Genomic DNA, 4822 nt, shown 5'->3' on the forward strand with positions numbered 1-4822 from the left:
CGATAGGCCTCGGTGAAGATCTCCTCGACGGGACGCTGCGGGTCGCGCTCACGAATCCGCCGTACCTCGGCGGAGAGCCGCACCAGCTCCTCGCTGGGCTGGGCCCACTGCTCCTTGGGCAGGGGCTGGGACCACGCCTCCACCTCCGGCGGACGCAACTTGGGACGCGATTTCCTCAGGCGCTTGGCTTCCCACTCCGTCAGGTAGCCGGGGAGGTTCCATAGCTCGATCACATGGTAGGCATACCAGAAGAAGGTAAAAATGGGCCCGACCTCCCCCTTGGTACGGCGCTCACGCATCCGGCGCCGTGCATTGCGCAGGGTATGCACTCCCTCCCAGGGTGGATCGTCCTCGCCGCGTGGCAGGTGGGGATCCTGGATCTCGTGCAGCGAGTGGATCTCGTAGTCCATATAGGCGCGGATCGCTTCCCAGTTACTGATCGCCAGGGGCAGGCCCGCCGTCATGTACTCGAGTTTCAACCACTGGCCCGTCTCCGGGTGGGCATAGCCGACGCCCATGCCATACTGCTGCTGTACGCCATACTGGGTTGCCCCACGGGCTTCCACCACCCAGGCCATCAGGGACTCCCAGGGCACGAAGACGGTTTCCTGCGTATCGGTCAGGGTAAAGCAGACCTCCCGCCGCTGACGATTAAAGCGGATAGGGATGCTGTTTTTCAGGCGCTTCATTCCAGCGTAATAACCAAGATATGAGATCAGCAAGAGCACTGGTCCACCGATTATTCCCGCCAAAAAAAAACCTTCATTCACACCCTTGGCTATGTTGGAGGGGAATATCAAAAAGCTAATCGCAGGTAAGACTAGTGTGCAGAGTAAAAAAATCGTGAATACTCCCCCTGTAATAGTCTGCCATACAGATACGCTTGGCCACCCCCCCCCGAAGTCCAGCCAGGTATCATTACACTCGCTGACGGCCTTGCTGTTATCCAAAGGGGGATGGCCCGTCGACAAGGGCAAGGGCGCCAGATAGGTAATACGCCCCCCGGGAATCGCCTGGGTATCGCCCGCACGATGAGGCTGAGACAGCTCGGGCTGCGGCAGATCCGGCGCCTGGTTACTCATAGTCGCGTTCCTTTTCGTCTCTTGTTGCCTGCCGATCAATGAGCTGCGCTCGCTAGTCTCCGGGAGCGCCGGTCAGCGAGGTGCCGGGAGTCAAAAGTCATCACCTCCCGATCGCGGTGGTGAGTGACGATGCGGGGCAGGCGGTTGGCCACGCTACCGCCGGGGAAGACGGTCGGGCGCCTTCCCTGGCGGGTGAGAATGGGTGCCACGTTCCGTGTGGCACCGGATGTGGAACACTCAATCCGGCGGCGCCGGCAGTAGTCGGTCGATCAGGCCTCGATACCCTGGCGGCGATAGGCCTCGGCGAAGATCTCCTCGACGGGACGCTGCGGGTCGCGCTCACGAATCCGCCGTACCTCGGCGGAGAGCCGTACCAGCTCCTCGCTGGGCTGGGCCCACTGCTCCTTGGGGAGGGGTTGGGACCATGCTTCCACCTCCGGCGGACGCAACTTGGGGCGCGATTTCCTCAGGCGTTTGGCTTCCCACTCCGTCAGGTAGCCGGGGAGGTTCCATAGCTCGATCACATGGTAGGCATACCAGAAGAAGGTAAAAATGGGTCCGACCTCCCCCTTGGTGCGGCGCTCACGCATCCGGCGCCGTGCATTGCGCAGGGTATGCACGCCCTCCCAGGGTGGATCGTCCTTGCCGCGCGGCAGGTGGGGATCCTGGATCTCGTGCAGCGAGTGGATCTCGTAGTCCATATAGGCGCGGATCGCTTCCCAGTTACTGACCGCCAGGGGCAGGCCCGCCGTCATGTACTCGAGCTTCAGCCACTGGTCCGTCTCCGGGTGGGCGTAGCCGACGCCCATGCCATACTGCTGTTGTACGCCATACTGGGTCGCCCCGCGGGCTTCCACCACCCAGGCCATCAGGGACTCCCAGGGCACGAAGACGGTTTCCTGCGTATCGGTCAGGGTAAAGCAGACCTCCCGCCGCTGACGATTAAAGCGGATAGGGATGCTGTTTTTCAGGCGCTTCATTCCAGCGTAATAACCGAGATATGAGATGGATAATATCGCAAGGCCGCCGATTATTCCTGTCCAGAAAAAAATTTTATATAAAAAAATGAAATTCCCAGGTGATATGCCAGGCATGAGAAGAAAAATAAGGGCTGGGAGAACTAGGATACATAGCAATGCTATTCCACAGACTCCCCCTGTAATAGTCTGCCATACAGATACGCTTGGCCATCCCCCCCCGAAATCCAGCCAGGTATCATTACACTCGCTGACGGCCTTGCTGTTATCCAGCGGGGGGTGGCCCGTCGACAAGGGTAATGGCGCCAGATAGGTAATACGCCCCCCGGGAATCGCCTGGGTATCGCCCGCATGATGAGGCTGAGATAGCTCGGGCTGCGGCAGATCCGGCGCCTTGTTACTCATAGTCGCGTTCCTTTTCGTTTCTTGTCGCCTGCCGATCAACGAGCTGCGCTCGCTAGTCTCCGGGAGCGCCGGTCAGCGAGGTGCCGGGAGTCAAAAGTCATCACCTCCCGATCGTGGTGGTGAGTGACGATGCGGGGCAGGCGGTTGGCCACGCTACCGCCGGGGAAGACGGTCGGGCGCCTTCCCTGGCGGGGGAGAATGGGCGCCACGTTCCGTGTGGCACCGGGTGTGGATAACTTCTTCCGGCGGCGCCGGCAGTAGTCGGTCGATCAGGCCTCGATGCCCTGGCGGCGATAGGCCTCGGTGAAGATCTCCTCGATAGGACGCTGCGGGTCGCGCTCACGAATGCGCCGTACCTCGGCGGAAAGGCGAACCAGTTCCTCGCTGGGCTGTGCCCACTGCTCCTTGGGGAGGGGCTTGGACCATTCCACCATCTCGGGAGGCAGTGACTTGGTGCCGGAGCGCCTGAGCAGCCAGGTTTCCAACTCAGCCATATAACCCGGCAGGGTCCAGAAGGTGAGCAGGTGGTAAAGGTACCAGCCCAGGGTGTAGAACCAACCCACCTCACCGTTGCGGCGGCGCTGATGAAGCCGGCGGTGGGCGTTACGGATGGTATGAGCCCCCTCCCAAGGGGGGTCGCCCTCTTCACGAATGGACAGCGGGTTCTGGATCTCGTCTAGAGTGTTAATCTCGTACTCCATATACCCGCGCAATGCCTCCCATTCGGCCAGAGCCAGAGGCAGGCCAGGCGTCATAAACTCCGTTTTTACCCATTGCTTGGTGTCGGGCAGCACATAGCCGATGCCCATACCATACTGCTGCTGCACACCATACTGTGTGATGCCACGCGTCTCGAAGGCCCACGCGCGCAACGACTCCCAAGGGACAAAAACAGGAGCTTCGTAGCCCTCGCCATTCTTTTTCTCAGGCACAAAGCAGACTTCACGACGTTGGCGATGGAAGCGTGTTGGGATTACCTTTTTTCGTTTTGAGTGGACGGAGACGACACCCCAGAGCCCAGCGATTAGTGCAATAGATGCCATATATAGGCCATTTCTTATAAAGCCATCAGAGAGAGAGTTGAATAGTCTTTCTGTCATAAATGGCGATAGTAAGAAAGGTGCTACAACTGCCATCAAAAGAAAAGATCCAAATGATGTGATGATCACGAACTGGTTGCCGAATACACCAGGCCATCCAGCGCCATAGTCCAACCAGTGGTCGTTGAGCTCGCTGACCGCCCCTTCGTTTAGCGCTGGCTCCCCCGTGGGGAGAGGTAGAGGAGACAGAAAGGCGATACGGCCCCCGGGCAAAGTTTCCACATCGCCGGCACGTTGGGGCTGGGTGGGGTCGGGTCCAGGAAGGCCCTTGCTCTTTTTGGCCATTGAAGCTCCCATCTACGGATTCATTACCATGGTGCGCGGGTCGATAGCGTACCAGGCGTTTGGCTCGATGGGAGCCGTAACGCTATCGGTTGGCTGATAGTGAGCTCCTGACCCCGTCCCTAGGGCGGGGTTCAGGTAGACCACCTGAATGTCATGGACATTGGCTTGATATTCACCCTCTTCGTCCAGGCGCTCCATCCGAACGGCAACCGCATAGTGCTCCGGTATAAAGCGTCGTGTAGGCATAAGCCCGCGAATCGCGACCCCCGTTGCACTGGAGGAAGTTAACAGACGCAGGGAGGCGCCAAAGTCCTCACTGATTGGCACCCATAGCTCGCCGGGCTGAGCCGGACCGGGGCCAGCACGGCGGTTTCGTGGCTCGGGGCGTATCTGCCAGGCCTGGAAGGATAGCCTTAACGATGGCCGCCCACCCAATGGAGTCTGAAAGGCCTCCTTGGCCAGGCTAGGTAGAACGATGCCGATAAGGTAGTGGTCGTCACGCCGAGCTAAGGTGACATGTACTGCTTGGTTAATGGAAGTCAATTCTTCAGTATACTCTTCGAGCGAGGCATCCCGGTTGGCACTGCCCCAAGGAGTAGTTTCTAGCCAGCGGTCGTGCCGATCGAGGTTGTAGCGATTGTAGACCCAGGTGCCGCCCAGCTGGAGCAGGGAGAATACGAGGCTCAGAAAATTGAATCTGGCCAGCACCTGGCCTAGATATCTACCTGCCACATTGAGGGTGATACGACGCATTAATAAATCGCGACCTGTGATCCCCGACCTTTTTAGCCCGTAGATGTAGGCGGTTAGCTACTCTACCGCCGGGGCGGGCAAGTCAATGCCTTCCCTGGCGGGTAAAGATGAGTGCCACCTTCCGCGGCGCTGACCGTGTCGAACAGGGAAAACGCATGAAAGCTGTCACACCGCGAGAATGTCGGCCAGATAGGTCTCATCCAGCGCGGCTTTCTTCTGC

Annotated in this window: 4 protein-coding genes; all 4 read right to left on the bottom strand. The window is 59.3% G+C overall.

Annotated elements, in window-relative coordinates; all coding sequences use genetic code 11:
• On the bottom strand, positions 1–689 hold a 689-nt coding region (locus IHD13_RS17860; protein WP_230086407.1), incomplete at its 3' end, for a hypothetical protein.
• Positions 690–1351: 662 nt separating this feature from the next.
• Complete coding sequence (locus IHD13_RS17865) at positions 1352–2062, bottom strand: hypothetical protein (protein WP_230086408.1); 711 nt, start codon at positions 2060–2062, stop codon at positions 1352–1354.
• A 671-nt stretch (positions 2063–2733) separates the two neighbouring features.
• Complete coding sequence (locus IHD13_RS17870; protein ID WP_230086409.1) at positions 2734–3849, bottom strand: hypothetical protein; 1116 nt, start codon at positions 3847–3849, stop codon at positions 2734–2736.
• A 12-nt stretch (positions 3850–3861) separates the two neighbouring features.
• Positions 3862–4602 carry a hypothetical protein gene (locus tag IHD13_RS17875; RefSeq protein ID WP_195862388.1) on the bottom strand — a complete coding sequence of 247 codons (741 nt, stop codon included), beginning with the start codon at positions 4600–4602 and terminating at the stop codon, positions 3862–3864.
• Positions 4603–4822 lie beyond the last annotated feature (220 nt).

This window comes from Halomonas sp. 328, from assembly GCF_015645095.1.
Lineage (GTDB): Bacteria > Pseudomonadota > Gammaproteobacteria > Pseudomonadales > Halomonadaceae > Bisbaumannia.

Coding starts and splice junctions, on each gene's coding strand:
- IHD13_RS17865 (WP_230086408.1), bottom strand. CDS start 2,062: ATGAAGCGCCTGAAAAACAGCATCCCTATCCGCTTTAATCGTCAGCGG.
- IHD13_RS17870 (WP_230086409.1), bottom strand. CDS start 3,849: ATGGCCAAAAAGAGCAAGGGCCTTCCTGGACCCGACCCCACCCAGCCC.
- IHD13_RS17875 (WP_195862388.1), bottom strand. CDS start 4,602: ATGCGTCGTATCACCCTCAATGTGGCAGGTAGATATCTAGGCCAGGTG.